Source organism: Pseudaminobacter soli (ex Li et al. 2025), from assembly GCF_029892515.1.
In the GTDB taxonomy this organism is placed as follows: Bacteria; Pseudomonadota; Alphaproteobacteria; order Rhizobiales; family Rhizobiaceae; genus Pseudaminobacter; species Pseudaminobacter soli_A.
In genome coordinates this window covers 954,408-979,910 of the sequence record NZ_JARXVF010000001.1, presented here as the reverse complement: position 1 = coordinate 979,910, position 25,503 = coordinate 954,408, and the positions used below count along the sequence as shown (strand labels likewise).

Annotated in this window: 24 protein-coding genes; 14 read left to right on the top strand and 10 right to left on the bottom strand. The window is 63.5% G+C overall.

What is annotated here, in order from left to right; all coding sequences use genetic code 11:
• Positions 1-42: 42 nt before the first annotated feature.
• The 6 genes from M2281_RS04670 to M2281_RS04645 form a co-directional block, all read right to left on the bottom strand.
• Positions 43-1,005: a glycosyltransferase family 2 protein gene (locus tag M2281_RS04670; RefSeq protein ID WP_280821116.1), complete on the bottom strand. Its 963-nt coding sequence runs from the start codon at positions 1,003-1,005 to the stop codon at positions 43-45.
• Positions 995-1,957 (bottom strand): glycosyltransferase, encoded by a 963-nt coding sequence (locus tag M2281_RS04665; RefSeq protein ID WP_280819923.1) that lies wholly within the window; start codon positions 1,955-1,957, stop codon positions 995-997. Before M2281_RS04665 ends, M2281_RS04670 begins: the two co-directional genes overlap by 11 nt.
• Entirely contained in the window at positions 1,954-2,955 is a 1,002-nt protein-coding gene (locus M2281_RS04660) for a glycosyltransferase family 2 protein (RefSeq protein ID WP_280819922.1), read from the bottom strand. The genes M2281_RS04665 and M2281_RS04660 overlap by 4 nt, the downstream gene beginning before the upstream one ends.
• Positions 2,956-2,981: 26 nt before the next feature.
• Positions 2,982-4,163: a glycosyltransferase gene (locus M2281_RS04655; protein ID WP_280819921.1), complete on the bottom strand. Its 1,182-nt coding sequence runs from the start codon at positions 4,161-4,163 to the stop codon at positions 2,982-2,984.
• Between the two features lie 18 nt (positions 4,164-4,181).
• On the bottom strand, positions 4,182-5,000 hold the full coding sequence (locus M2281_RS04650; protein ID WP_425537667.1) for a glycoside hydrolase family 16 protein: 819 nt from the start codon (positions 4,998-5,000) through the stop codon (positions 4,182-4,184).
• Positions 5,001-5,358: 358 nt separating this feature from the next.
• Complete coding sequence (locus M2281_RS04645; RefSeq protein WP_280819920.1) at positions 5,359-6,843, bottom strand: lipopolysaccharide biosynthesis protein; 1,485 nt, start codon at positions 6,841-6,843, stop codon at positions 5,359-5,361.
• A gap of 131 nt (positions 6,844-6,974) precedes the next feature.
• Here M2281_RS04645 and M2281_RS04640 point away from each other — a divergent pair, with 131 nt between their 5' ends.
• Together M2281_RS04640 and M2281_RS04635 are read left to right on the top strand one after the other, a co-directional pair.
• Positions 6,975-7,934: a glycosyltransferase family 2 protein gene (locus M2281_RS04640; protein WP_280819919.1), complete on the top strand. Its 960-nt coding sequence runs from the start codon at positions 6,975-6,977 to the stop codon at positions 7,932-7,934.
• A gap of 12 nt (positions 7,935-7,946) precedes the next feature.
• Positions 7,947-8,897, top strand: coding sequence for a polysaccharide pyruvyl transferase family protein (locus M2281_RS04635; RefSeq protein ID WP_280819918.1), 951 nt, complete (start codon positions 7,947-7,949; stop codon positions 8,895-8,897).
• Here M2281_RS04635 and M2281_RS04630 read toward each other — a convergent pair.
• Together M2281_RS04630 and M2281_RS04625 are read right to left on the bottom strand one after the other, a co-directional pair.
• Positions 8,888-9,895, bottom strand: a complete 1,008-nt coding sequence (locus M2281_RS04630; protein ID WP_280819917.1) for a glycosyltransferase family 2 protein — start codon at positions 9,893-9,895, stop codon at positions 8,888-8,890. The genes M2281_RS04635 and M2281_RS04630 overlap by 10 nt on opposite strands.
• Before the next feature lie 82 nt (positions 9,896-9,977).
• Positions 9,978-10,250: an exopolysaccharide production repressor protein gene (locus M2281_RS04625; RefSeq protein ID WP_280819916.1), complete on the bottom strand. Its 273-nt coding sequence runs from the start codon at positions 10,248-10,250 to the stop codon at positions 9,978-9,980.
• A 624-nt stretch (positions 10,251-10,874) separates the two neighbouring features.
• On the opposite strand from M2281_RS04625, the gene M2281_RS04620 reads away from it, so the two are divergent.
• From M2281_RS04620 to M2281_RS04580, 9 genes are all read left to right on the top strand, one after another.
• Positions 10,875-11,555, top strand: coding sequence for a sugar transferase (locus tag M2281_RS04620; RefSeq protein WP_280819915.1), 681 nt, complete (start codon positions 10,875-10,877; stop codon positions 11,553-11,555).
• Between the two features lie 131 nt (positions 11,556-11,686).
• Positions 11,687-12,883, top strand: a complete 1,197-nt coding sequence (locus M2281_RS04615; RefSeq protein ID WP_280821114.1) for a polysaccharide biosynthesis/export family protein — start codon at positions 11,687-11,689, stop codon at positions 12,881-12,883.
• Between the two features lie 18 nt (positions 12,884-12,901).
• Positions 12,902-14,170: an O-antigen ligase family protein gene (locus M2281_RS04610; protein WP_280819914.1), complete on the top strand. Its 1,269-nt coding sequence runs from the start codon at positions 12,902-12,904 to the stop codon at positions 14,168-14,170.
• Positions 14,170-15,246, top strand: a complete 1,077-nt coding sequence (locus M2281_RS04605; RefSeq protein WP_280819913.1) for an acyltransferase family protein — start codon at positions 14,170-14,172, stop codon at positions 15,244-15,246. Before M2281_RS04610 ends, M2281_RS04605 begins: the two co-directional genes overlap by 1 nt.
• A 174-nt stretch (positions 15,247-15,420) precedes the next feature.
• Complete coding sequence (modA, locus tag M2281_RS04600; RefSeq protein WP_280819912.1) at positions 15,421-16,221, top strand: molybdate ABC transporter substrate-binding protein; 801 nt, start codon at positions 15,421-15,423, stop codon at positions 16,219-16,221.
• A gap of 110 nt (positions 16,222-16,331) precedes the next feature.
• Complete coding sequence (modB, locus tag M2281_RS04595) at positions 16,332-17,033, top strand: molybdate ABC transporter permease subunit (protein WP_280819911.1); 702 nt, start codon at positions 16,332-16,334, stop codon at positions 17,031-17,033.
• Positions 17,030-18,139 (top strand): molybdenum ABC transporter ATP-binding protein, encoded by a 1,110-nt coding sequence (gene modC, locus M2281_RS04590; protein WP_280819910.1) that lies wholly within the window; start codon positions 17,030-17,032, stop codon positions 18,137-18,139. Before modB ends, modC begins: the two co-directional genes overlap by 4 nt.
• Positions 18,140-18,161: 22 nt before the next feature.
• Positions 18,162-18,503 carry a winged helix-turn-helix domain-containing protein gene (locus M2281_RS04585; RefSeq protein WP_280819909.1) on the top strand — a complete coding sequence of 114 codons (342 nt, stop codon included), beginning with the start codon at positions 18,162-18,164 and terminating at the stop codon, positions 18,501-18,503.
• A gap of 166 nt (positions 18,504-18,669) precedes the next feature.
• A complete protein-coding gene (locus tag M2281_RS04580; RefSeq protein ID WP_280819908.1) occupies positions 18,670-19,992 on the top strand; it encodes an NAD(P)H-dependent oxidoreductase in 1,323 nt (440 codons plus the stop codon).
• Positions 19,993-20,015: 23 nt separating this feature from the next.
• On the opposite strand, the gene proC is transcribed toward M2281_RS04580, so the two are convergent.
• Both proC and M2281_RS04570 read right to left on the bottom strand, forming a co-directional pair.
• The gene (proC, locus tag M2281_RS04575; RefSeq protein ID WP_280819907.1) at positions 20,016-20,828 is read right to left on the bottom strand and encodes a pyrroline-5-carboxylate reductase; all 813 of its coding nucleotides are present in this window, start codon (positions 20,826-20,828) and stop codon (positions 20,016-20,018) included.
• A gap of 58 nt (positions 20,829-20,886) precedes the next feature.
• Complete coding sequence (locus tag M2281_RS04570; protein ID WP_425537666.1) at positions 20,887-22,014, bottom strand: metallophosphoesterase; 1,128 nt, start codon at positions 22,012-22,014, stop codon at positions 20,887-20,889.
• Positions 22,015-22,180: 166 nt separating this feature from the next.
• Here M2281_RS04570 and M2281_RS04565 point away from each other — a divergent pair, with 166 nt between their 5' ends.
• The 3 genes from M2281_RS04565 (at position 22,181) to M2281_RS04555 (ending at position 25,493) form a co-directional block, all read left to right on the top strand.
• On the top strand, positions 22,181-23,353 hold the full coding sequence (locus M2281_RS04565; protein WP_280819906.1) for a glycosyltransferase: 1,173 nt from the start codon (positions 22,181-22,183) through the stop codon (positions 23,351-23,353).
• A 165-nt stretch (positions 23,354-23,518) separates the two neighbouring features.
• A complete protein-coding gene (locus tag M2281_RS04560; protein ID WP_280819905.1) occupies positions 23,519-24,478 on the top strand; it encodes a hypothetical protein in 960 nt (319 codons plus the stop codon).
• 115 nt (positions 24,479-24,593) lie between these two features.
• Positions 24,594-25,493: a bifunctional methylenetetrahydrofolate dehydrogenase/methenyltetrahydrofolate cyclohydrolase gene (locus M2281_RS04555; protein WP_280819904.1), complete on the top strand. Its 900-nt coding sequence runs from the start codon at positions 24,594-24,596 to the stop codon at positions 25,491-25,493.
• Positions 25,494-25,503: the final 10 nt, after the last annotated feature.

The following is a 25,503-nucleotide window of genomic DNA, read 5'->3' as shown; positions in this document are numbered from 1 at the left end:
CGGGCCTTCCCCGCCCAATCTCCGGGTTGGTTTTCCGTGCCGTCAGCCCGCTTGGCCGAGTGCCCGGCGTGTTTGGAATGTTGCTGCAAGCCGCCGCAAACGCGCAGCGATCGGCATTTTGAGGTGTCTGAGCGCGATCGGGTCGCGCAGTGCTGCGCCCGCTGCCTTGAGCGGGGCGCGATCCTTCAGGTGCTGCACAAGTGACAAGAACGCGGCAGCCTCCTTGAGGCTGCGAGTGCGTCGCGCCTGCGCGTTGCGAGCGGCGGAATCCATCTCATGGCCGCCGACAAACAGTGCATCAGCGGCGAGCATCGCCTCGATGTGGTGCAATTCCATCACCCGCGAGATGGAACCTTCGCGGATGTGGTACGCGTAGCCGGCCTCCGGTTCGATCGCGCAGCGCGCGCCCTTGGCCAGGGCCGAGGCAAGGAAGATGTAGTCTTCGCCGATCCGCAGATGCTCGTCATAGCGCAGCGCGTGCTGCTCGACGAACTCGCGCTGGAATATTGGCTTCATGTAACCGTAGGAGAAGGTCTCCTCGAACATGATGTTGGCGGCGATGAAATCGGCGAGCGTCAGCTCGCTCTTTTCTGCAAGCTGTGCGCTTTCGAACATCAACTCGCGGCCGCCATCGGCATCGCGGACGACTTCGAGGTTGTCGACGACGCCCTGCGCGTTCGCGCCTTCGGCGCGGGCGACCATGCGGGCAAGCCGCTCCGGCGCAACGGTGTCGTCGGAATCGAGCACCGCAACCCACCGCCCGCGCGCGACCGAGAAACCCACATTGCGAGCACCGCCCGGTCCACGATTCTGCCCAAGCGAGACCACGTGGACGGATTCTTCCGGAAAGGAACGGGCGATCTCGACCGTCCGGTCGCGCGAGCAGTCGTCGACCACGATGACCTCGACGGAAACGTCCTTCTGGTCGAGCGCACTACGTATGGCGCGGGCCACGGAAGCCTCGGCGTTGTAGGCCGCTATGACGAAAGTCACATCAAGCCGCATTGCCGCGCTTTCCCGCAGTTTGCCGCTCGCCATATTGTTTGATCTCCTGCGCGCCAAGAAGTCCGCTAACGGCGCCGACATGCATAACGCCGCGAAGGGCGAAACGGTTGCGTCTGTCGGCAAAGATTGCGTTGGCCGCTGCTGCTGCGAAGCAATAGGCAGCCTTGGCGGCAGCAACGCCGACCTGCGGCCAAGCGGCCCGATTTGGCTTGAGTTCAGTGAGCAGCCGGCCATGGGTTTGCCCGGCCCGGAAGCGCCTTTTGATCAGCCAGGACAGCTCGGTCCGCTCCGCGGGCACCGGCTCCACGACCAGCGCCGATGGCGCAAAAGCGATCCTGCCACCGGCCTGATGAAGCCGCGCGAAATACTCCGTATCCTCTCCGCCGCTGCGTCCGCGTGCGAGGTTGAAGCGGCGTCCGGCAAGCCGCGGCGACGTGCGGCGCAACAATACGTTCCCGCTGTAGCCGGTGTGGATTTCGCCGTTGACGAACACTGGCTTGGTTGAGTGGAAGTCGCCCTGGCTCATCCAGTCCGGCGCTCCGGCCTCATAGACTGCCTGGACCGGGCCGAGCACGGCGTCGGCGCCGGTGGCGTCGGCAATCTTCAGCAACTCGGCCAGCCATTCGGGAGAAGCCGTGGAGTCGTCGTCGATGAAGGCGAGGAAGTCGCCCCCGCCGCTTTCGAGGCAGGTATTGCGCGCCAGCGAAATGTTGGCCGCCGGGCAGTGGACATAGGCGATCTCGAACGGCAGTTCGCCGGCCAGCGCATAGACGAGGCTGCGGGCGCTGGGCTCGACATCGTTGTCGGCCACGATGACGCGCAGCACGGTGTTTGCGGGCACGCTTAACGCAGCGAGGGAGCGCAGCGTGTATTCGAGTTCGGCCCGGCGGAAGGTGCAGACGCCGATATCGACACGCCGGGGTTTCGACCGCTGGGAACGGGGCGCGTTCATGCCGTTTTCTCCTCGCGCTTGCGGAAGTTGAGGAGTTGCAGCCAGAACCCGGCCGACCAGGCCAGATGCATGATCATGGCCGAGAATCCGGCAAGCGGCCCGTAGGGGTTGCGCTGGCCAAGCGCCATCCACACGCCATAGCCGAGGCAGATCGCAGCCCACAGGACCGCTGGTATGACGGCCGTCCAGTTCAGCACCGCAAGCGATGCTCCGGCAACGACCGGAAACACCATCAGCGGGATCATCTGCCGGGCCTTCGGCATGACCTGGTGCTTCAGGATGTTCTTGGCGCGGCCTCGGCCGTAGCCCAGATATTGCTTGAACAGCCCGCGCACGGTAGCTCGCGGATAGTAGACCATGAAGGTCTTGTCGGTCATCCACAGGCAGTAGCCGGCGGCCCGCAGCCGATAGTCCAGCTCGGCATCCTCGTTGTGGCTAAAGGTCTCGTCGTAACCGCCGACGGCGCGAAACGCGTTCACCCGCATGAAGGCATGATGCCCGTGGTCGGTCCAATGCCCCGCAGCACCTTGGCGATGCGGCGAGCCGCCATTGCCGAGGCGGGAGTTTTGGGCCATCGCAGTCGCTTTCTGGAAGGCACCGAAGCCGCGCGTTGCCATGGCAACCACGACCGAATCCGCATGCGTCTGCTCGGCTTCCTCGATCAGCCGGTCGCAGTAGTCGACAGGGTAGTCGCCATGCGCATCGATGCGGATGAAGCTGCGAAAGACGTCGCCGAACTGCTCGACCGCGAGATTGATCGCCGCGCTCTGGATCTTCTTGGGATTGTGCAGGAGCAGCACGCGCGGATTGGCGGCCGCAATCGTGGTCACGATCTGCGGCGTTCCGTCGGTGCTGTCGCCGTCGACTACGATGATCGCCATGTCGAGGCGTTCCGCGGACGGTGTCAGCCGCTTAATCAACGCCTCGATGTTCTCCGCCTCGTTGAGGCAGGGGATCACCACCATGCAGGGCGTGGCCGGCAGCTTCGCTTCGGTCATTGTCGTGTTCATCAAATTCGCCGCCCTCACGCCGTCTGCAACATGCCGGCCGGTTCGATGCGGGCGGTGAGCCCCTTCAGCCGCTCCACGAGCGCGAGGCAGTCGCGCTGGTCGCAAACCCATGTGCCGCGGTCCTCGGTAGCTATCCTGTCGCGCATGGCACCAAAGCTCTCGACATCGATTGCACCCAGCAGCGTCGCCAAGGCCTCGACGGATGGCTCCTCGAGCCGGAGACCCATATGTCGTTCGGCCAGGAAGCGCCCGGTTTCGGTGTCGGCCATGGCAATGGGCACCGCCCCATGCAGGCAGCCTTCATAGAGACGGTTGGGCAGCAGCCAGCTGGAGTTCAGCCCTTCCTCGAAAAAGTCGATCGCCCAGGCGAAGTGAACCTCGCCATAGATTGCAGCGAGGTCTTCCGGATTGCGGTAAGCACCCTCGAAGCGCATATGCGGCTCGGCCGCGACGAAGCCGTCGAAATCGGCGAATTCCGTATATGCCGGCCGGCCGCGCAGCACGACCTTGAATCGCCCCTCGGCCTGCCGCGTGAAGGCAGCAAGCAGTTCGAGCGATTTCCTGCACCGCAATGCGCCGAACCAGCCGATCACCCAGGGCTCGCCCGGCACCGGCAAAGCAGCGGCGGCACCATTGCCGGCCGTTCCCGGGCGGCGGTGCAGTTCCAGAACCTTGTTCTGCAGCAGGGCCACCGGCGCATCGATCTGAGAGAAGCGCTGGAAATAGTCGCGCACGAAGGCGGGCGAGCTCGTCATCAGCAGCGATGCCTCCCCGCCGAGCATCCGCTCCGCCGCCCGCATGGCGCGCGAGACGCCGCCGTTTCCGAGCAATAGCCGGTGGATGTCGAGGCACTCATAGACCACGGGCATATCGCCGCCGAACATCGACCTCGCCCGGCGGGCGAGGGCCAGCATCTCAAGATTCCGGCCGATGATGACGTCCGGCCTGCGGACGCCACGAAGGCGCGCGCCGAGCACAAGCGCCGCCTTGCCGACGGCTCCAAGGCGCTGGGCAAATTTGCCGTCATGCGTCTGTCCGAGGTCTATCGGCGACGACGCATCGAGCCCGTCCGCGGGTTTGTCCGCGCGACGGAACCCCGCCAGCGTCACGTTTGCGCCGCCGGCCTGCAGCATGTCCACCCGCCGGCGCACTGCCGGATCGGACAGGTCATGCACGAGGTAGAGTACGTGCAACATTGAGGCTACTCCGCGTTGCTATTTCAGCGTGCAGACAACCGATTGAGGGAATTGGCAGGGTTCGCCCGGCGCCGTGTAGGCGACGCGCTTGATCTCGGCCGCGATCGGGCCCTTGGGCTCGACGAAGGCGCCCATCCAGTCTTTCAGCGTGTCGCTGCCCCAGAGGCTCATGTAGATCTTGGACGGATGGGACGGAACTTTCGTCGGGTCCTTTTCCTCGCCGACGAGCTTGCCGTCGACATACCAGCGGATGCGGTTCTTCTCCCAGACGAAGGCGTAGTCGTGAAAGCCCTTGTCGGCACCGCCCGGCACGGGCACCAGGGCTGCGCTGCCCACGCTCTTGGCATTTACATATTGGTTGAGCTGCACCTTCGACGGATCCTTGCCGAGGATCTCGAAGTCGATCTCGTCATGCGGCTGGCCGTGCGTGGGGCCAATGTAAGTGAAGAAGCCGGTGTTGAGGCCTGAGCCCGCAGCCGTCTTCATGCGCACTTCGAAGGTGCCGTAGCCGAAACGCGCATTGGTCTGGATTTCACCGCAGACATGGTCGCGGTCCTTGAGTTTCTGCTTGGCGAAGCCGAGTTTCAGCGTGCCGCCGGAAACCGAGATCTGATCCTTCGACCAGATGCAATTCTGGTGGTCGCCGTTCGACCAGCCGTCGGAGATGTACCAGCGCTGTTTGTCGAGGCCTGCGAAATTCTCGACGAAGGATTTCCCGGTGGCCTGCTGCGCGTGCAGGCTCGCCACATTTGCAAACGACGAGAGGATCAGTGTTCCAAGTCCCAGTGCGAGGAGCGCTGGTTCGATTCGGGTCTTGTCCGTCGCGGTTGAAATCACGGGGTCTCCCTGTCTGCTGTGGCGGCTGAAAACCGGTGCCGCCTGTCCAAATCAACTAGAATGCTGCATTGCACTTAGGACAGGGTGGAGATGAGAATGTGACGCCCGCCGGAAATCCCCAGTCGTCACGGGTAACATTTTGTAAGCGCTCGTTAATCCGGCCGCGAGGTCGCTTAGCCGACCGGGCCTCTGGCCTCCGTGTTTTTGCGGAAAACGCGTCGATCCGGTCCCGCAAATCGGTCACGAAAGCGCTCTGGCTGTCGAGGCCGGCCAGGAACAGTTCCCATGGCCGACTTCTCCAGGTCGAGTCCGGAAGCCGGGACGCGGCCGCCGATGACTGAATTGTGGCAAACGGTGCTCAGCCGTTTGCCTCGGCGGCTGCCTGCGGAGCACGGCGTTCTTTCACCAGCCGCAGCAGCTTGCGCAAAAGTGCGCGCTCGGTCAGCAGCACCAGAAGCCCGTAGATGATCGCACCGGCAACGCTGCCGATCACCAGTTGCCAGGCCGCATTCGGCACTGTGTCCTTGATCTGGTCGAGCAGGAAGCGCACTGCCACCGCCATGATTGCCGCCGTGATCATCGGCCGGCTGGTCACGTAGAAGCCGGAGAGGAAAGCCGTGCCGTCGGTGCGGAACACCGCCCAGGAATAGAACGCCAGCGTCACGGCATTGGCCACGCACAGCCACACCATTGCCGCCACCAGGCCGTCGGTCGCCGCGCCATAGCTCACCGCGCCATAAACCAATGCCGCGCGTATCACAGCCACCCACCAGAGCACGTTGCTGCGGCCCGCACCCTTCAGATAGGGAATGAAGGTGCTGCAGGGCGACATGATGCCCTTCGAAAGGGCCAGCAGGCCGAGCACCGGCCAGGCATAGGCCCATTGCTTTCCGAAGATCACCAGCATGGCCGGCTCGGCAATTGCCCAGATGCCGAACATCATCGGCGCGAGGAAAACGGTGCACACCTGCGTGCTCAGCATCAGCGCATTGGAGCGGCGCTCCTGCTCGCCATGCATGTGGCTGAAAACGGGGAACAGCACCCCCATCAATGCCGAAAGCACGACCTGGTTCGGAATGCTGGAAAAACGGTTGGCGGCCGAATAGGCGCCTGCGTCTGTCAGGCCGAGATGGCGCGACACCACCACCAGCGGCGACTGGAAGGTGATGAAATTGAAGATTTCCGACCCGGTGATGCCCAGGCTGTACTTCGTCAGCCCCGCAATCTTGCGCGGCGAAGCCGACAAGCTCGGCCTGTAGCCGGTTGCGTAAAAGAGCCCACCAAGCCTCACCAGGGCAGAAGAAAAGAGCTGCGCCACCAGAGCCCACACGCCCCAGCCAAGCAGAGCGAGGCCAAGGGCCACCACAGCGCCCACGGATTCGGAAACCACGCTCCAGGCGGCGTCCTTGTCGAATGCCATGCGGCGGGCAAGCAGCGAATAGGCCACGTCACCGCAGAGCTGGATGGGGATCAGCAGCGCCATGATGCGGAGCAGATAGGCCGCGTCCGGCGCGCCGAGCAGTCCGGCGAACGGTTCCGCCCATAGGTAGAGCACGGCGCCCATCACGGTCGCCATCAGAAGGTTGGCCCAGAAAACCGAATGGACAGTCTCCATGTCCTCCTCCTTCTGGAGCACCAAGGAGGTGGCAAGCCCGGCGCTGCCGATCATGGTCAGGAACATCACCACGGTCTGTGCGACCGCCACCACGCCGAACTCCTGCGGGGTGAGGATGCGGGCCAGGATCGGGACAGTGACAAATTTCAGCCCGAATGTGCTGGTCTTCGAAAGGACGCTCCAGCCAACATTGTTTGTCACAGTCTTCAGGTTAATTGCTGGCGCCATGAACGAGCCCCGTTTGTCATTGCGTAAAGGGCTGCATCGTCAACGAGCCCGGTTTTCGGGCCATCGAATCGCAAGCCGGTCGAGACCTCGATAGCCTGCGGGCCTCCCTGGATTTTTTAAGGCGCAGAAAAATGACGAAGTGCACTGCCATCATTCCACACTACCAGCGAGAGCCCGGAATCCTGCGCCGCGCGCTGAAATCCGTGTTCGCCCAGAGCCATGCAGATTATGACGTCATCGTCGTGGACGACGCCTCGCCGTTGCCAGTCGAAGCCGATCTCGACGGGCTTTCATTGGAAGAACGGGCGCGAATAACCGTTATAAAACAAGAGAATGCCGGCCCTGGCGGGGCGCGTAACACGGGGCTCGATCATGTTCCGGCTAACAGTGCCTTTGCCGCCTTTCTCGATTCCGACGACGTGTGGACCCCCGACCATCTGAAGAATGCTGTGGGCGGCCTGTCACTTTTTGATGCCGACTGTTACTGGGCCTCGATCGCGGGCAGCGAGGCCTTCTATTACCACTTCGGCGTTTCCGATCTCGCCGACATCACGACGCTCAACCGGCTGTCGGATGATCCGCCGATTGTCGAAGTCCCCGACCTCGCCGGCGTGATGCTGAAGAACTGGAGCTTCATGCATCTGTCCTGCATGGTCATCGGCAAGAACCTGTTCCGCAACATCCGCTTCGAGGCCTCGCTGCGCCTGGCGGCCGAAGACGTTCTGTTCTTCTACGACTGCGTGCGTGCCGCCCGCCGCACGGTGCTCAGCGAAAGCGTCGGCGCGACGCGGGGCGAGGGGATCAACATCTTCCACGGCATGGATTCGGACTCGCCGCAGTTCCTCAAGCAGCAGTTCAACACCTGGGTTGCGCTCGACCGGCTCGAAAGCAGGTTTGCCCATGGGCCGGCGGACCTGGCCTCGATCCATTCCTACAAGCAGACCGCCCGCAACCAGGCTCTCTGGGGGCAGGCGCGGCTGGTGAAGCGGCGCAAGGCGCCGCAACTGCGCCTGCTTGCGCAATGGGCCTGGCGTGACCCGCGCATATTGCGCAACGCGCTCGAACTCGCAGTTGCCAAGATCGCCAAATAGGAGAGCCGCCCCATGCATCCATTCTATTGGGAATCTGCCCACGGCAATTTCGGTGACGACCTCAACCTCTGGCTCTGGGATTTTCTGCTGCCCGGCTTTCGGGACGTTCACCCCGATGTGCTTCTGGTCGGCGTCGGCACCGTGCTGAACCGCGCGCTGCTGCCGGGCGGCGTAAAAAAACTCGTGGTCGGAAGCGGCTTCGGCTACGGCTCGCTCCCCGATTTCTCCGATGCGGCCGAATGGGACGTCCGCTGCGTGCGCGGCCCACTGACGGCCGGCAAGCTCGGCCTCCATACTGATCTCGGCGTCATCGATCCGGCCGTGATGGTGGCCGAGATGCCGGAATTCCGGAACCTGCCGAAGACCGGCGGCGCGATCTTCGTTCCGCATTGGGAATCGACCGTCGGCGGTCTGTGGCCGGTCGTCTGCAAGACGGCCGGGCTTGGCTATGTCGACCCCTGCGGCGAGGCGAAGTCCGTCATTCGCGCCATCGCGCAGGCTGATCTGGTGGTGGCCGAGTCCATGCATGCCGCAATCCTCGCCGATGCCTTTCGCGTGCCATGGGTGGCGGTCAGCACGTCGCGCTCGATCAACAGCTTCAAGTGGCAGGACTGGGCGACAAGCCTTGGCGTCACCTACAGCCCGCGTCATGTGCCCATCTCCTCGCGTGCCGAGGCCATCACCAAGGGCGCCCGCTTCTGGGGCATGGAGTTCGAAGGCAGGGCTCAGGAAAACGAGAACCCGAACAGCCGCGAGTTCGACGAGAGCCTGGTGATGACGCGGGCCGAACCCTCCCGCTCTAGCCTGCGCGGTCTCGCCAAGCAAGCGCTGGCCATGCCTTCCACGCTGGCGCTGTGGCAGGCGCGCCGGGCAAAGCCGCAACTGAGCTCGGATGCCGCGCTTGCCGAGCGCAAGGAGCGGTTCCGCGAGGTGCTCGACGGAATTCGCCGCGACTATCTTTGAGCGGCGGGGCGGGCGGATAAAAGATAGCGGGGGGCAGCAGGTCCGCTCTCCGTCGTCCGCTTCCGCGACTTGAAGGCGTCGAGCTTGTCGCCTGCGACGCCGCCGACGATGGCGGGCAGTGCGGCGGGCCGGGTCAGCGCGCGCAGGCCTGCCCGCGCCAGGCCAAGTTCCCGCTTTTCGTCCAGAAAGCGCCGCAGTTCGAAGCGGCCGCGAATGTGGCGTTCGTGGCTATCAAGCGCGCGCCGCGCATGCTCAGCCAGGTCGCCGGCTGCAAGTATCGCCCGGTCTGCTTCGTAGAGGCGTTTGAGGTCGAGCGTCCGGTGCTGGCCGCTCAAGGAATCGTGTCGCACCACAGCGCCATAGCCGCAACTGTGCACCACCTTGTAGCGCGCGCCGCGCGCCAAGGCCCGCGCGTAGAGATCATAGTCTTCGCCGAGGCGCAGTTCCTCGCGATAGCGAAGGCCATGCCTATCGAGAAAGCCGCGCCGCATGACCGGCTTCAAAAAACCGATTTCGCCGCGCGATGCACCGCGCCGGGAGATATTGCCTTCGACAAAGGCTGCCAGGTCGAGGAAGCCCGGCTCGGGCGCGAAGGCTGCCACCTCGGGCGACATGTCCGCGCTGCGCGCGTCGATGAAGACGATGTTGTCGGCGACGAAATCCCAATCGTCCTCTTCAAGCAGCATCCCAAAGCGGCCGGGGAGAAAAAAATCGTCGGCGTCGAGGATCGCAATCAGCGGTGCCGACGAATTCGCGATGGCGTGGTTGCGGGCGAATGCCGGGCCTTTGTTCGTATCCAGGCGCAGGATGCGCAACCGGCCGGTGCCGTCGTCAGTGCCGAACGAAACCTCAGCCGTGGCGTCGCTCGAGCCGTCATCGACCACGACCACCTCGCTGGCCTGCGGCTCGCGCAACGCCGAGCCGATCGCCCGGCCGATCGTGCCCGCGGAATTCTTGGCCGCAATCACTACGCATACCGATGCCTGGCCTGATGTCATGCGCCTCTCCGTTGCCATCCGCCTGAGGCGGAATCACAGTCGGATCGTTGGCAGCAGTGGGCGGCGATTATGTGACAGGCAGTTAGTGGTGAGGCGAGCGCGGCACGCCAGGCAGGCGACGGTTCTCATCGCCCGTAGCCTTTGCGGATCCGGGCTCGACTGCAGCATCCTTGGGCTTTCGGCCTTCGCGCCAGACAAGAAACAGAACCGCCAGGAAATAGCCGATCTGCAGGAGAACGGCGCAGATGACGGTCTGGATGAACGTTGTCCACAGCGAGTGGGTGGCGATGTAGGTCGTTATCGCGAATGCCACCAGCACCCCGATAAGGCCGCGAAAAAACAGCACGAAGGACATAGCCCTATGTCCTCATGCAATTCACGCGCATTCGTGCGCAAAAAATCATACCCGGTCGCCTTCCGCCCAAGTACGCGCAGACTGTGTGCAGCTACCGTTGCCCGCCTAGTCTTCGAATTCTTTCGAAGGGCAGCTGCCGTCCCAAAGACGCGTACACTGCGTCTATATTGGACCGCAAAACGAGCCGCAACATGGCAGGCCGTTTCATTTTCGACTCCGTGGATGATCGGATCGCTTGAATCTTCGTGAAAATTCTTCCGCACGACGACTCCGATGCCGCGATCTGTGTGCTCGATCACCTTTGGCGCAATTTAGTTTAAATTTTATATATCTAAATATATATTCAGAATAACTATGATTGATTTTGGGCTGAAACTTGAGTTTTTCGGGAAATATAAAACTTCGTTACGGATAATGATGCGTATGCGATAAAATTTATCGGGCGTTCGACAGAATATGTTATCGCGCGCATCGTTTATTGTAATCGGCGGTTACAAAATATGATCAGATAATTTCGAATTGTCTGAATTCGATCACAGACTTGGCTTATCTCCGGGCCAGCCGACGTCGTGTTGCAGTGCGGCATCCTATTTCGCCCAAGCCATTTTTACCCGGAGCTGCCATATGAAAAACGCTGCCAAGCTGGCCAGTTTGTCCGTTCGGTCCAGGCCACGAAGCAAGGAACAGCCACCGATCGGCGGCGCCATAAAGCGCGGCTTTGACATTGTCGGCGCTTCGGCAGGGCTCTTGCTGTTGAGCCCGTTGCTCATGATGCTGGCGGCGTTGGTGAAGGCTTCCGACGGTGGCAGCATCGTCTACGGGCATCGCCGAATCGGCCGCGACGGCAAGATCTTCCGATGCCTGAAATTTCGCACCATGGTCGAAAATGGCGACCAGGTTCTGGGCGATTACCTGGCACGCAATCCGCATATGCGCGAGGAGTGGGAGGCCACCCGCAAGCTGCAGGACGATCCGCGCATTACCCGCGTCGGCTCCGTGCTGCGCAAGCTCAGCCTCGATGAGCTGCCGCAACTGTTGAACATCCTGCGCGGTGAGATGAGCATCGTCGGACCTCGTCCCGTGGTTCAGGACGAACTCGAACTCTACGGCCCAGCCGCCGACTACTATCTGTCGACGCGGCCAGGGCTCACCGGCCTCTGGCAAGTCAGCGGCCGCAATGACGTCTCCTACAATGCCCGCGTCGCCTTCGACCGGCACTATGTCGAGAACTGGTCCTTCGCCTTCGATCTCAAGATCATCGCCAAGACCGTGCCGGCGGTGCTGGCGTCGCGCGGCAGCTACTGAGTTTGCGACATCCGTTGCCGCAATCGACCGAAACGCAGCCAGGAACATTCCATTTGACCAGACAGACCAGAATAGCCACGCCCCGAAAGCCCGCCGGCATCCGTTTTTCCGTGGCAGGGCTTGCCCTCTCGATGGCGTGCAGCGCGCTGCTTTCCCCCGCGCTCGCGCGGGCCGATGACTACCGCCTAGGCACCATGGATCGCCTGCGCATCCGCGTGGTCGAATGGCGCACGGCGGAGGGTGCGGTGCGCGACTGGTCGACCGTGAGCGGAGACTATGCGGTCGGGTCCTCCGGCATGATTTCGCTGCCGTTCCTTGGCGAGTTGCCTGCCAACGGCAAGACGACTGCGGAAATCGCGGACGCTATCGGCACCGAGTTGCAGCAAAAATTTGGTCTCCTCGACAAGCCCGAAGCATCGGTCGAGCTTGCCGAATACCGGCCGGTGTTCTTGTCCGGTGACGTGCAGTCTCCGGGGCGTTATCCCTTCGCGCCTGACCTTACTGTCCTGAAGGCGGTCAGCCTCGCGGGCGGTCTGCGCCGCGCGGCCGATGCCGGCCTGCGCATCGAGCGCGACTTCATCAATGCGCGCGGCAACTACGATGTGATGGTCGCCCAGCGCGACGGGCTCTTGGCGCGCCGTGCGAGATTGCTGGCGGAAGCCGGGGGCAAGGCCGAGATCGACTTCCCGGCCGAACTGCAGAAGACGGACGCAGGCAAGAAGCTGATCACCGATGAGACCGCATTCAAGGATGCGCGCGAGAAGCGCCTGACTGTGCAGCTCGCTTCCCTGGAAGACCTCAAGTCGCTGCTCCAGAACGAGGTCGGCACGCTCGAGAAGAAGATCGACAGCCAGAACCGCCAGTTAGAGCTGTCGCGCAAGGAGCTTGGCGATGTCGGCAATCTCGCCACTCGCGGGCTGGTGGTGAATTCACGCGTGCTTACGCTGGAGCGTTCGATCGCCGAGCTTGAAGGCAAGGTGCTCGACATGGAAACATCTATCCTCCGCGCCAAGCAGGACATCAGCAAAGCCAAGCAGGACGCCGTCAATCTGCAAAGCGACCGTGAAGCCCAGGTCGCTCAGGACCGCCAGCAGGCGGAAGGCGACATCGAGGCGCTGAACCTCAAGATCGCGATGTATCGCGACCTGATGGGCGAGGCGCTCTCCCATGGTCCGGCCGCCGCGAAGACCGACCAGGCCCCGATGATCGCCTATTCCATCGTCCGTGAAAAGGACGGCAAGACCAGCGAAACGCCGGCCGACGAGAACACCCCGGTGCTGCCGGGCGATGTCATCAAGATCGGCGTGGCGCTGCCCGCCGTGCATTGAGCGGCGCCGGAGCCGTTTATGAAGATTGCCAAGGCTAGCTTCGTCAGCCCAGACAGCAACTTTGCCTATGGCTTCGTTGCGATCGCGCTGTCGATCTTCATCTTCGCCTATTCGACGCGTTTCGGCCAGGCGCCGATCCTGCTCTATTACGCGCTCTGGCTGCCGCTCGTTCTGGTCGATTATCGCCAGTCGCTGGGCAACTACCTGAAATTCTACTGGATCGTCGCCTTCAGCCTGCTGGCCTGCCTCTCGGTGTTCTGGTCGGCGGCGCCGGGCGTGACGGCACGAGCGAGCATGCAGTATCTGTCGCACATCATCTGCGCGCTGATTGCCGCGCGCACCGTCGGTGTGCGAACGCTCACCCTTGGCGTGCTCACCGGCGTCTGTCTCGTGGTGCTCTATTCGCTGGCCTTCGGCGGCTATCACTACGATCCGCTCGACGGCAACTACAGCTTCGTCGGCGCTTTCTCGTCCAAGAATCTGCTCGGCTTCTTCTCCTCGCTCGGCATCTATTTCGGCTTCGCCGCGCTCTTCATCCTGCGTGAGCGCGGGCTTTGGGCGCTGGTCGCGCTCGTCACTTTCGGCCTTGCCGGCTATGCGCTGGTCGCCTCGCAATCGGCCACCTCTATCATCGCGACAGCGGCCACGCTCGCCATGCTGGTGGGGGTGCGGGCGCTGCTGCTGTTTGCGCCGCGCACGCGAAAGACCTTTTTCCTCGTCGTCCTGATCGCCGGGCTGTTCGTGGTCTTCATCGGCCTCAACGCCGGCGGCGTCGATCTGCTGCTCGGCGCCTTCGGCAAGGATTCGACGCTCACCGGCCGCACCTATCTCTGGGGCGAGGGGCTTGCCGCCTGGGGGCAGGCGCCAACGTTCGGCGTCGGCTATCAGGCCTATTGGGTGCAGGGCTTTTCCGAGGCCGAGCGGCTGTGGGAGGAGTTCTATATCGGCTCGCGCAGCGGCTTCCATTTCCACAACACCTATATCGAGGTGCTGGTCGAGCTTGGCGTGGTGGGCTTGCTGCTGTTGGCGCTTGTCTTGCTGCGCGCGCTCGTCGGCCATCTGCTGCGGCTGCTCGACGATGCCGACAACGTCTCCTCGCATGTGATGCTCGGCCTTACGGTCATGCTTGCCGTGCGCTCCTTCTTCGAGGTCGACGTCATCCATCCCTATGCGGTGGGATCCTTCATGCTCTACTACGCGGCCGGGCTTGCTGTGAGTTCGCAAACAATGCGTCGACTGACCGCCCAGGAACCGGGGGCCGCGGTCGCCGGCCTGCGTCACGCCTGATGCAGAAACTCTTCGGTATCCAGTATCTGCGCGGGATCGCTGCGCTGGCGGTGGTGGTCTTCCACGCAGCCGAACGCACCGACGGGCACTTCGCCATAGGTGCTGCCGGCGTCGACGTCTTCTTCGTCGTCAGCGGCTTCATCATGTGGACGATTTCGCAAAGCCGACCCGTCACGCCTGCTCATTTCCTGCGCGATCGGCTGGAGCGGATCGCGCCCGCCTATTGGCTCGCGACGGCCGCGATGGTCGCAGGAGCCTTGGTAGGGCTGTTCCCGAACCTCAAGCTGACATTGGGCCATGTGCTGGGGTCATTCTTCTTCATCCCCGTTCGTTCGCCGAGCACAGGCGATATCTGGCCGGTGCTGGTCCAGGGTTGGACGCTGAACTACGAGATGCTCTTCTACGTGGTCTTTGCGGGGGCGCTGCTGCTGCCGGCCCGGCGCAGGCTTGCCGCACTTGCCACTGCTTTGCTCGGGCTTGTGGCGTTGGGGCTGATCTTCGAAAGCCGCAACCCCCTGCTGGCAACCTATACCAATCCGATAATCCTCGAATTCCTGCTCGGCGCGTTGATCGGCAAGCTCTGGCTCGATGAACGCATCGCGGACCCTACCACCGGTTTGGGTCTGGTCCTGGTCGCGGCCCTCGGCTTTGCCTTCGTCGGCTTTACCGATGCCGGCTTTACGCCGCTTGTCTTCGGCCCCTTGGCGATGGCCCTAGTTGTCGGCACGCTGGCGCTCGAGCGTGGCGGGCTGATCGACGGCTGGCGCCCGGCAGCCTATATCGGCGATGCTTCCTATTCGATCTATCTCTGGCACACCTTCGCGATCTCGGTGGTTGCGAAGCTCGCGTCGGCGCTCTCGCTATCCGTCTGGGTAGCACTGCCGCTTGCCGTGTTGGGCGGCGTGGCGATCGGCATTGCCGGCTACGAACTGCTCGAAAAGCCGATCGCGCGTGCGCTGAAACACCGGCAGCGGGCAAAGCCGCTTTCGTCCATGGAGCTTAGGGGTAGGCAGTCTTTGCTCGACCTTCGCCGCCTCCTGCGGCTGCGCTGGCTACGCGTCCGAGGAAACATCTGACAGCCGGACAGTCACTCGGGCGTCCGGACTATCCGATCATAGTCATCCTTGTTGCCATTTCCGAAGGCCGTTAGGGAAAATCTGACCGGATGGTTATATCGGTATGGATATATCGTATGAAGTCGCATAGCTTGCACCCATCCTGAATCAACGGCTTCGAGGAGAGCGAGTGCCATGGTGACGCGTAGAGGTTTCGGAATCCGGTTTGCAGCCGCAGTCGGCGGCATGGTGTCCATGTTGCTTACGGCCGTGCCGGCTTCGCAGGCCGCCGACAATGTCGTGGTCTTCGCCGCCGCCAGCCTGAAGAACGCACTCGACGCGATTAACTCTTCTTGGAAGGCCGAGGGCCATGAGGCCGCCACCATCTCCTATGCGGCGAGCTCTGCGCTGGCCAAGCAGATCGAGGGCGGCGCCCCCGCCGACGTCTTCATCTCGGCCGACCTCGACTGGATGAAATACCTGGCGGACAAGAAGCTCACCAAGTCCGACACCGAGGTTCAGCTTCTCGGCAATCGCATCGTGCTGATCGCCCGCAAGGACGCTTCGGCCACCACGACGATCGAGCCGAATTTCGACCTCGCTAAGCTGCTTGGCGACGGCAAGCTGGCGATGGCCGACGTGAAGGCCGTGCCGGCCGGCAAATACGGCAAGGCGGCGCTCGAAAAGCTCGGCGTCTGGCCGTCGGTGGAAAACAACGTGGCCCAGGCGGAGAACGTCCGCGCTGCGCTAAAACTCGTCTCCACCGGCGAGGCGCCGCTTGGCATCGTCTACCAGACCGACGCCGCCGCCGATCCTGAGGTGAAGATCATTGCGACCTTCCCTCAGGAAACGCATGCACCGATCATCTATCCGGCCGCAGTGCTGGCTGACTCGAAGAACGAGGATGCCGCCAAGTTCCTCGACTATCTGAAGTCGGCCAAGGCAAAGCCGCTGTTCGAGGAGCAGGGCTTCACCGTTCTGGTGCCAGCGAACTGAAGCCTGCGCGTTAAGAAAGGGACGCAGAGAATTTCGGGAGTGGAAACCGAAAGCTCGGTCTATAGATTGCGCATGGGCGTTTGGCAGAAATCGCTGGGAGGATCGTGGGCATGAGCTGGCTGCAGCTCAGCCCCGAAGAGTGGACCGCGGTCCGCTTGTCGCTCAAGGTCGCAACCTGGGCGATGATCGTGAGCCTGCCGATCGGCATCTGCGTCGCCCTTCTGCTGGCGCGCGGCAAATTCTGGGGCAAGTCGCTGCTCAACGGCATCGTCCACCTGCCCCTGATTCTGCCACCGGTGGTCACCGGCTATCTGCTGCTGATCACCTTTGGCCGGCGCGGCCCCATCGGCGCCTTTTTGGCCGACAATTTCGGCATCGTCTTTTCGTTCCGTTGGACCGGCGCCGCACTTGCCTGCGGCGTCATGGGATTTCCGCTCATGGTGCGGGCCATCTGGCTGTCAATCGACGCGGTCGATCGCAGGCTGGAGGCGGCGGCCGGCACGCTCGGCGCCAATCGGGCCTGGGTGTTCTTTACTGTCACGCTGCCGCTGATCCTGCCCGGCATCATCGCCGGCATGATCCTGTCCTTTGCCAAAGCCATGGGCGAATTCGGCGCCACCATCACCTTCGTGTCCAACATTCCGGGCGAGACGCAGACCCTGCCAACCGCCATCTACACCTTCACTCAGGTGCCGGGTGGCGACCTCGGGGCGCTGCGCCTCACGCTGGTGTCCATCGCCATTTCGATGACGGCCCTGATCGCCTCCGAGGCGTTTTCGCGGCGGTTGGGCAAGAGGCTCGACATCCAATGACGGTCGCGGTCGACATCAGCCACCGGCTGGGCGCCTTCACGCTCGAAGCACGGTTCGAGAGCGCGGGGCGGCTGACGGCGCTGTTCGGGCCCTCCGGCTCCGGCAAGACCTCGCTGGTCAACCTCATCGGCGGGCTTTTGAAACCCGATCGCGGACGCATTGCCGCCCAAGGCCGTGTTTTCGTGGATACGGCCGAAAAACTGTTCGTGCCCGCCCACAAGCGGCGCATCGGCTATGTGTTCCAGGAACCGCGGCTGTTCCCGCATATGAGCGTGCGGGCGAACCTGCTCTACGGTCGCTGGTTCACGCCTTCGGCCGAGCGCTACGAGGATCTCGACCGGGTCGTCGACCTGCTCGGCATCGAGCATCTGCTGGAGCGTCGCCCGAGCCATCTGTCCGGCGGCGAGACGCAGCGCGTGGCGATCGGCCGGGCGCTGCTGACCAGCCCGCGTCTGCTCTTGATGGACGAGCCGCTCGCCTCGCTCGATGATGCGCGCAAGGCCGAGATCATGCCCTATCTGGAGCGGCTGCGCGACGAGACCAAAATACCCATCGTCTATGTCAGCCACTCCGTCTCCGAGGTAGCGCGGCTGGCGAGCGATGTCGTCGTGCTCTCGCATGGCAAGGTCGCTGCCTTCGGCCCCACCGGGGCGATCATGCAGCGCCTGGACCTCTTGCCCAAGGAGGCGCAAGGCGAGGGTGGCACCGTTCTCGATATGAGGGTTGCGGGTCATGACGATGAATTCGACATGACCATACTGCGCTCGACCGCCGGAGAGATTCGCGTGCCGAAGATCGACACAGGGTTGGGTGGCGCCGTGCGGGTGCGGATTCGCGCACGCGACGTGATGATCGCAACCGAGCTGCCGCGCGGGCTCAGCGCACTTAACGTGCTGGCCGGTAGGGTGGCCAGCGTAGACACGCCCGACGGCGCAACTGCGGAAGTCCGGATCGACTGCAACGGCGAGATGATCTTGTCGCGCATCACCCGCCAGTCGCTGCATGCCCTGGGGCTTGCCGTCGGCCTTCCGGTTTTTGCGGTGATCAAAACGGTGGCTTTCGATCAGGAAAACTTGTCCCGAACCGGAGCCTTGCATGATATCTAGCGTTCAAAGGGAATGCGATCACATGCCGTCACTCACTCTGCGGATAAACCTGGACCCACAAGGCCGGATCGGGCCCGGCAAGATCGAGCTGCTCGAGCAGATCGCGGCCTTCGGCTCCATTTCGGCCGCCGCGCGGGCCATGAACATGTCCTACAAACGCGCCTGGGATCTTGTGGAGGAGATGAACAAGCTGTTCGGCAAGCCGCTCGTTGCGGCACAGACCGGCGGCAAGCATGGCGGCGGCGCGCAGCTGACGCCGGTCGGGCTTTCCGTGGTCACCCGTTTCCGGGCTATCGAGCGCGCGGCGGTTGCCGCCGCCGCACCGCAGATGGCGGCTTTGCAGGCAGAGATCGAGGCGCACTAACCGAAAGGGCCGACGATCTCCGGCCCGCATCGGCTCCATGCCGATGCATCTACTGCGACGACCTTGCCGGTCGATTGTGCTATTGTGTGACTGGACGCGCGACCGTTTCCTTGGCAAGACGGTCGCGCTCTAGAACGCTTTTCCCAAGACAAGCATCGGACCTGCCATGACCAATGTCGCCCTCACCGGGCTTGCCCGTGATCTCGCCAAACGTGCAGAGGAGGGGCGTCCGGTGCGCATCGGCGTCATCGGCTCCGGCGAGATGGGCACCGATCTGGTCACCCAGACGATGCTGATGAAGGGCGTGGAAGTCTGCGCCATTTCCACGCGCCGCCCGCACACCGCTCATGCGGCCATCGAGATCGCCTATGGCGACGACGCCAAGGCACGTGAGGCCGACACCCCTTCCAAGGTCACCGCCGCCATCGAGGCCGGCAAGATCGCCATCACCTCGAACGAGATGCTGGTCACCAATCCGCTGATCGACGTGGTCATCGACGCCACCGGCAAGCCCGGCGTTGCCGCCGATTTCGACCTGATGGCCATGGAGCACGGCAAGCACCTCGTCATGATGAATGTCGAGGCCGACGTCACCATCGGCGCCTATCTCAAGAAGCAGGCTGACAAGCTCGGCGTCGTCTATTCGGTCGGTGCCGGCGACGAGCCTTCGAGCTGCATGGAACTCATCGAATTCGCCACCGCGCTCGGCTACACCATCGTCTCGGCCGGCAAGGGCAAGAACAACCCGCTCAACCACGACGCGGTGCCCGACGACTACCGCGAGGAAGCGGAACGCCGGAACATGAACCCGCGCATGCTGGTGGAGTTCATCGACGGCTCGAAGACCATGGTCGAGATGGCAGCGATCGCCAACGCCACCGGCCTCGTGCCCGACAGGCCGGGGATGCACGGCCCTAAGGTCGATCGCGACAATCTGGCGAAAGTGTTGATCCCGCAGGAGGCTGGCGGCGTGCTGAGCCGCAAGGGCGTGGTGGACTACACCATCGGCAAGGGTGTGGCGCCGGGCGTCTTCGTGGTGGTCGAGGCAACGCACCCGCGCATCATCGAGCGCATGGACGATCTGCATATCGGCCATGGGCCTTACTACGCCTTCTTCCGGCCCTACCATTTGACATCGTTGGAAGTGCCGCTGACGGCCGCGCGCATCATGGTTTACGGCCGGCCCGACATGGTGCCGCTGCCGCGCCCGGTGGCGGAAGTCTGCGCTGTCGCCAAGCGCGATCTCGCCGCCGGCGAGACCTTCGACGCCATTGGCGAAACCTGCTACCGCTCTTGGACCATGACGGTCGAGGAAGCCCGCGCCAGCCGCGCAGTGCCCGTTGGTCTGCTCGAAGGCGGCAAGGTGCTGATGCCGGTGAAGAAGGGCGAACTGCTCACCACCGACAACGCCGCGCCCGACGCCACCACGCGCCTCTTCGACCTGCGTCGCAGGCAGGACGAGATGCTTTATGGCAGCGTAATGGCCTGATTTCTCAGGCCATTACATAACGATCACTTCCCCAACTCGATCGAGCGCAGGCGAGCCGCTTCGACGGCATCCGTCAGCAGCGTCTTCAGCCGATCGTCGCCCATCAGAACGCCGAGCGCGGCAGCAGTCGTGCCGTTGGGGCTCGTCACCTGCTGGCGCAGCAGGCCCGGCTCCTCGCCGCTCTCGGCGGCTAGGGAGGCGGCGCCATAGACCGTCTGCATGGCCAGGAGCTTTGCCGTTTCGGCGGGCAGGCCAGCGTGCTCGGCTGCGGCCGTCAGGCATTCGATGAAGTGGAAGATATAGGCCGGGCCCGAGCCGGAAACCGCCGTCACCACATCCATCAGCTTCTCATCATCGACGGTCGCCACGGCGCCGCTGGCAGCGAGAAGCTCGTTCACGAACGTCTTGGTTTCGGGCCGGACGTGAGCATTGGCATACACCACCATCATGCCCTTGCCGATGGCGGCCGGCGTGTTGGGCATCACACGGATGATTGGGGTCTTCTCCCCGAGCACTTCCGCGAAGGTGGCGATGGGCGTGCCTGCGGCCACGCTCACGAAGCTGGTCTGGCCGTTGCCGAGGTGCTTGTAGCCGGCTGTCACGTCGCGGATCACCTGCGGCTTCACCGCAAGAACCACCAGTTCGGGCGTGCCGGCTGGAAGGTCGGCAGCGCTGGCGCCGGTCGCCACGCCCAGTTTTTCCGCGCGTGCGCGCAGTTCGGCATTGGGCTCCGCCACGAAAGTCTCGGACGGGCTCAGCTGCTCCGACTTCAGCCAGCCGGCCAGCATCGCGTATCCCATGTTGCCGCAACCGACGAGCACAACTTTCACGGTCATTCATTCCTCCTGAAAAGTCCTCCCTCAATAGATGGTCTTGCGGGGAGGGAAAAGGGTTTTAGCCGGCCTTCAGCGGCTTGCTGAAGGCGTCGGTGAACATCACCTCGCCTTCGTTGCCCACGGCCTCGCCCAGCACGACATCCATGTAGCGGTCGGTCACGTGAACGAGCCCGAACCCGCCCATGAAGGCGGCTTTCGGCTTGAAGATGTCGAGCCCGTCACGATGGTAGATCATGGCCGTCTCGTGCTGATGGCCGTGAAAGACGCCGATGACATTGTAGCCCGAAAGCACTGCATGCAGTGCCTGCCGGTCCGCCTCGCTCCACCAATGCGGCTGGCCGTTGCCGTCGTCGTCGAAATGCTGTGCTGCCGGATCCCACTTCTCGATCGAGAACGGATCCCAGCCATAGTGCTGGAAAATGATGACGGGACGTCCGTCGCCGGCATAGGTGGCGAGATCGTTCTTCAGCCATGGCAGGCTGCTGACGGCGCCTTTGGCGGTATCCCCGGCGAAGCGGTGGGTCTGGACGAGGTGCAGCCGGCCCCAGTCCCATGAATAGTTGTCCGAATCCAGGTCGTAGTTCGTCGCCGGCACCGGGGGCTTGAAGATCACGCTTGGGCGGTGATTGATCTCGATATAGTCGCGCATTTCGCGGCGATACCAGTCGACATGCTGTGGCGGCCCATCCTGGTCGAGGTCGTGGTTGCCGAGCCCGGCATAGACCGGAAAGTGCACACGGTCGGGTCCCACGCCTTGCTGGTAGCGATGGCTGAACTGCAGAAGCTGCGTGCCCTCGCTCGGCACAGTCACCTGGCCGCCGCCGTCATCGGTCATGTCTCCGCCGACGACCACGCCAAGGGGCGCTGCGATCTTTTTCCCTGCGCCGGCGAGCCCGCTTGACTTGCCGCCGATCTTCGCGGGCCATTTGCGCCCGGGCAGGCCGTTGAGGGCGGCGATGTGGCGCAAAAGGTTGGCGTCGGTCTTGCCCTCCTGTTCGCAATTGGGGCTCAGCCCACTCGCCATTCGGCAGGCATGCACGTCGTTGGTGAAGACGAAGGTTGCGTCGATGTTGGGCGTTTCGGCGCGTGCCCTGTCCGTGCCGGCAAGCAGCGGCAGGACGGCCATGCCGAGCCCGCCGAAGAGCACTTCGCGCCTGGTGGGAAAGAACGGCTTGCCGGCGCTCATGTCTGGTCCTCTGCTTCGGGCTTTGGCGGCAGGATGGGGTGCGTCGTCCCCATTGGCAAGCGGTCAACGCGGCGACTCGTCGATCTCGCAGACACTGGAATCGCGGGCGATTGGTTAATCAACGCTTCACCATGCTCTGCTATCCGGTGCCAAATAAAGGTGTCGAATGCATCTGTTGTTTGCAACGTCGATCGTGCCTGATGGCACCCTCGGATCTGGCTACGAGATCGCCAATGCCACGATCATCGACGCTTTGCGCCGCGCCGGGGTGCGCGTCACGGTGCTCGGCTTTGCCTGGCCCGGCCAGCCGCCCGACGACCCGGAAAACACAATCGTGCTCGGCGAGGTGGATGTTCGCACCGAGGGCGCATCCAGCTTTCGCAAGGTGGCCTGGCTGTTCAAGGCCATCTTCAGCGGCCTGACATACTCGTCGGTCAAGTTGCGTGTGGTTCCGCCTGAGGCCGTCCGTCGGGCTATCGCGGATGCCGGCCCCTTCGACGCCTACATCCTGAATTCGGTGCAATTCGCCGGCGCTTTCGAGGGCCTGTTCGACGACCGACCCTGCATTTTCATCGACCACAATGTGGAGCACGCCTCGGCCCAGGAAAATGCGCGGGCGGCCGGCGGCAACTTCCAGCGCTTCCTCTACCGCCGCGAGGCGCGGCTGCTGAAGGCGCTCGAGACCCGGCTCTGCCGCAAGGCGCGCTTTGTATTCACGCTTGCTGAGGAAGATCGCGCGATCCTCGGCGTCGCGTCGGACGACAAGTCACTCGCGCTGCCGCTGGTCGTGCATCCCAAGGCGCCGTCGCCGGGCGAGCGCGCAATCGAATATGACGCTGCCCTGATTGGCACCTGGACCTGGCAACCCAACCGCATCGGCCTTGAATGGTTTCTCAATGAGGTCGTGCCGAACCTGCCCGACGATTTCTCGATCAGGATTGCCGGACACGTGCCGGCTGGCGTCGGCTCCCGCCATCCGGGCGTGAAATTCGTCGGCCATGTGCCGGACGCCGATGCCTTCGTGCTTGGTGCGTCGATCATCCCGCTGGTCAGCCGCACTGGCACCGGCGTGCAGATCAAAACTATCGAAACCTTCGAGCTCGGCCTGCCCTCGGTCGCCACGACCAACGCTTTGCGCAGCATCGACTACCGGCCCGAAAACTGCACGGTCACCGACGATCCAGAAGCTTTCGCCATGGCGTTGCAACTGGCGGCCGCCGGCGCGCTGCATGACACCGACGGCTCTGCATTCCATCGGTATCAACGAGCGGTTCTCGACGAGCGCATCCGGCGGGGCCTTGCCGCGCTCGGCCATGCGAGGCAGGCGGTGACAGTATGAAAATTCGCGCCAGGCAAACGGCCGTCGATCGCAGGTCCCGCAAGAATATCCTGGGCAGCCATGTGCCAGTCCGACGCGGCTGCGATTAACGCTTTGTTTCCCGCGGGTCTTTAAATTCACTTAACGAACCTGCGACCACTCTTTTGCGGAAAGCTCGCTGCCTGCATGCCTCAGTCTGAAAATCGCGACGACCGGAAGCGCTCGCTTCTCGCGTATGCGCGCGACGAGCAGGGCAGGGATGCTGCGCAGCGTTCCGGCTCGCTGCTGGCGATGGCCAAGGCACGCGGTGATATGCGTGGCGATCCGACGCCGCCGCGCCAACCGAACCTCGATCCGCGAGAGGACGATGCCTGGGATATTGCCGCCAGCCCGACGCCGGAGCCCAAGCCCGCGCCCAAACGGTTGAGTGTCTTCGGCAGGATTGCCGGCCGGTTCTCCTCTCTGTTGCCGCGCAGGCGAAAAAAGCCGCTCGCCGGTACTACATCACAGTCTGGCCCCTTGCCGGGCACTGCCGAAATGCCTGCGGCCATTGCCTCGGGTACGGCGCTCGACAAGGTAGCGGTGCAACTACGTCGCGCCCCCGAGTTCAACGACCGGGACAAGAACCGCCTGCTTTCGGGCGTGCGCTCCTTGTTCGGCAGAGACGGCGCCGATATCGACCGTCCCGTCCGGCAGCGCGCTTTTGCCGCCAGCCATCCCGCCAAAATGGAGCGCGGCGACAACACCTTCGTCGTCGTCATCAACGAGGGCCAGCGTGACACGACCGACGATCGCCGTGGCCGCCGCGCCCGCAAACGGCGCAAGCCGTTGTTCGGCGACGGTCCCGATGCCGAGTGGAATCGCGCGCCTGCCGTTACCGGGAGCAGCGAACAGCCCCGCACGGCGGCTCACATCGAGCGCTGGCAGGTTCCGGCCGATACTCCGTCCGTGTCGGCCAATCTCTCACGAGCACCAGCTCCTACGGCTCCCGCGCCTATCGCATCGCAGACCCCTGCTGCGGCCCCACACGACCCGGTAGAAGATCCCGTCGCCAGCTCGATCGAGGAGATCCGCACGAGCCTTCAGGACTTCCGCCAGGCTGTCGAAGAGCTGACCCGGTCGCGCACCCGCCGCCGCTATTTCTGAGCAGCAAAATAGGCCGGTTGCGAGTTAGCGGCATGTGACGGCGTAAAGACGGGATTGCGTCGCGTTTTTTTCATGACTATGCCTTGGCGGCAGGTGATGACGCCAGGGAAGAGACATGACCAATATCATTGACGGAAAGATCGTAGCCGAAAACGTCGTCGAGACGGTGAAGCGTTTCACAGCCGAGCTCACCGGCAATCATGGCGTTCAGCCCGGTCTGGCGGTGGTCATCGTCGGCGAAGATCCGGCAAGCCAGGTCTATGTCTCCTCCAAGAGCAAGAAGGCCAAGGAATGCGGCTTCCTGTCGGTGCAGCACACGCTGCCGGCGGACACGAGCGAGGCCGACCTGCTCAAGCTCATCGGCGAGCTGAATGCCGACAAGACCATCCACGGCATCCTGGTGCAGCTGCCGCTGCCCGGCCACATCGATTCCGGCAAGATCATCCAGGCCATCGCGCCGGAGAAGGACGTCGACGGTTTCAGCTTCATCAATGTCGGCAAGCTCGGCACCGGCGAGGTCGACAGCGCCTTCGTGCCCTGCACGCCGGCCGGCTCCATGCTGCTCATCGAGCGCGTGCGCGGCAAGGACCTGTCGGGCCTCAACGCGGTCGTCGTCGGCCGCTCCAACATCGTCGGCAAGCCGATGGCCAACCTGCTGCTCGCTGCCAACTGCACGGTCACCATCGCGCACAGCCGCACGAAGGATCTGCCCGCGCTCGCCCGCACCGCCGACATTCTGGTTGCCGCCGTCGGCCGCCCGGAAATGATCAAGGGCGATTGGGTCAAGCCCGGCGCCACGGTCATCGATGTTGGCATCAACCGCATCCCGGCGCCGGAAAAGGGCGAAGGCAAGTCGCGGCTGGTGGGCGATGTCGATTTCGCGGGCGCCTCGCAGGCCGCCGGCGCCATCACGCCGGTGCCAGGCGGCGTCGGCCCGATGACGATTGCCATGCTCATGGCCAACACGCTGGTTTCGGCGAGCCGCTCCGCCGGCGTCGAGCCGCCGGCCTTCTGAGCGAAGGCGC

Excerpts from the sequence above, each read along its gene's own strand:
- M2281_RS04560 (WP_280819905.1), top strand. The coding sequence starts at position 23,519 with ATGCCTCAGTCTGAAAATCGCGACGACCGGAAGCGCTCGCTTCTCGCG.
- M2281_RS04635 (WP_280819918.1), top strand. The coding sequence starts at position 7,947 with ATGCATCCATTCTATTGGGAATCTGCCCACGGCAATTTCGGTGACGAC.
- M2281_RS04605 (WP_280819913.1), top strand. The coding sequence starts at position 14,170 with ATGCAGAAACTCTTCGGTATCCAGTATCTGCGCGGGATCGCTGCGCTG.
- M2281_RS04585 (WP_280819909.1), top strand. The coding sequence starts at position 18,162 with ATGCCGTCACTCACTCTGCGGATAAACCTGGACCCACAAGGCCGGATC.
- M2281_RS04645 (WP_280819920.1), bottom strand. The coding sequence starts at position 6,843 with ATGGCGCCAGCAATTAACCTGAAGACTGTGACAAACAATGTTGGCTGG.
- M2281_RS04620 (WP_280819915.1), top strand. The coding sequence starts at position 10,875 with ATGAAAAACGCTGCCAAGCTGGCCAGTTTGTCCGTTCGGTCCAGGCCA.
- M2281_RS04630 (WP_280819917.1), bottom strand. The coding sequence starts at position 9,895 with ATGACATCAGGCCAGGCATCGGTATGCGTAGTGATTGCGGCCAAGAAT.
- modC (WP_280819910.1), top strand. The coding sequence starts at position 17,030 with ATGACGGTCGCGGTCGACATCAGCCACCGGCTGGGCGCCTTCACGCTC.
- modB (WP_280819911.1), top strand. The coding sequence starts at position 16,332 with ATGAGCTGGCTGCAGCTCAGCCCCGAAGAGTGGACCGCGGTCCGCTTG.
- M2281_RS04665 (WP_280819923.1), bottom strand. The coding sequence starts at position 1,957 with ATGAACGCGCCCCGTTCCCAGCGGTCGAAACCCCGGCGTGTCGATATC.
- M2281_RS04615 (WP_280821114.1), top strand. The coding sequence starts at position 11,687 with ATGGCGTGCAGCGCGCTGCTTTCCCCCGCGCTCGCGCGGGCCGATGAC.
- M2281_RS04640 (WP_280819919.1), top strand. The coding sequence starts at position 6,975 with ATGACGAAGTGCACTGCCATCATTCCACACTACCAGCGAGAGCCCGGA.
- M2281_RS04570 (WP_425537666.1), bottom strand. The coding sequence starts at position 22,014 with ATGAGCGCCGGCAAGCCGTTCTTTCCCACCAGGCGCGAAGTGCTCTTC.
- modA (WP_280819912.1), top strand. The coding sequence starts at position 15,421 with ATGGTGACGCGTAGAGGTTTCGGAATCCGGTTTGCAGCCGCAGTCGGC.
- M2281_RS04555 (WP_280819904.1), top strand. The coding sequence starts at position 24,594 with ATGACCAATATCATTGACGGAAAGATCGTAGCCGAAAACGTCGTCGAG.
- M2281_RS04670 (WP_280821116.1), bottom strand. The coding sequence starts at position 1,005 with ATGCGGCTTGATGTGACTTTCGTCATAGCGGCCTACAACGCCGAGGCT.
- proC (WP_280819907.1), bottom strand. The coding sequence starts at position 20,828 with ATGACCGTGAAAGTTGTGCTCGTCGGTTGCGGCAACATGGGATACGCG.
- M2281_RS04660 (WP_280819922.1), bottom strand. The coding sequence starts at position 2,955 with ATGACCGAAGCGAAGCTGCCGGCCACGCCCTGCATGGTGGTGATCCCC.
- M2281_RS04625 (WP_280819916.1), bottom strand. The coding sequence starts at position 10,250 with ATGTCCTTCGTGCTGTTTTTTCGCGGCCTTATCGGGGTGCTGGTGGCA.
- M2281_RS04565 (WP_280819906.1), top strand. The coding sequence starts at position 22,181 with ATGCATCTGTTGTTTGCAACGTCGATCGTGCCTGATGGCACCCTCGGA.
- M2281_RS04610 (WP_280819914.1), top strand. The coding sequence starts at position 12,902 with ATGAAGATTGCCAAGGCTAGCTTCGTCAGCCCAGACAGCAACTTTGCC.
- M2281_RS04655 (WP_280819921.1), bottom strand. The coding sequence starts at position 4,163 with ATGTTGCACGTACTCTACCTCGTGCATGACCTGTCCGATCCGGCAGTG.
- M2281_RS04580 (WP_280819908.1), top strand. The coding sequence starts at position 18,670 with ATGACCAATGTCGCCCTCACCGGGCTTGCCCGTGATCTCGCCAAACGT.